This is a genomic window from Aeromonas sp. Prich7-2 (assembly GCF_017939255.1).
Taxonomy (GTDB): domain Bacteria; phylum Pseudomonadota; class Gammaproteobacteria; order Enterobacterales; family Aeromonadaceae; genus Aeromonas; species Aeromonas caviae.
Genome location: NZ_JAGKRI010000246.1, coordinates 1 through 293 on the forward strand (window position 1 = coordinate 1; position 293 = coordinate 293).

A 293-nucleotide genomic window follows, 5' to 3' on the forward strand; every position below is an offset into this window, starting at 1 on the left:
TAGTGAGATCTCTCCCACTGACGTATCATTTGGTCCGCCCGAAACAGGTTGGCCAGCGTGAATAACATCGCCAGTTGGTTATCGTTTTTCAGCAACCCCTTGTATCTGGCTTTCACGAAGCCGAACTGTCGCTTGATGATGCGAAACGGGTGCTCCACCTTGGCCCGGATGCTGGCTTTCATGTATTCGATGTTGATGGCCGTTTTGTTCTTGCGTGGATGCTGTTTCAAGGTTCTTACCTTGCCGGGGCGCTCGGCGATCAGCCAGTCCACATCCACCTCGGCCAGCTCCTC

General features: G+C 53.9%; 1 protein-coding gene. It reads right to left on the reverse strand.

The window, feature by feature from the left end; genetic code table 11:
- A partial coding sequence (locus tag J9892_RS21420; RefSeq protein ID WP_032173437.1) for an IS5/IS1182 family transposase occupies nt 1-293 on the reverse strand: 293 nt, incomplete at both ends.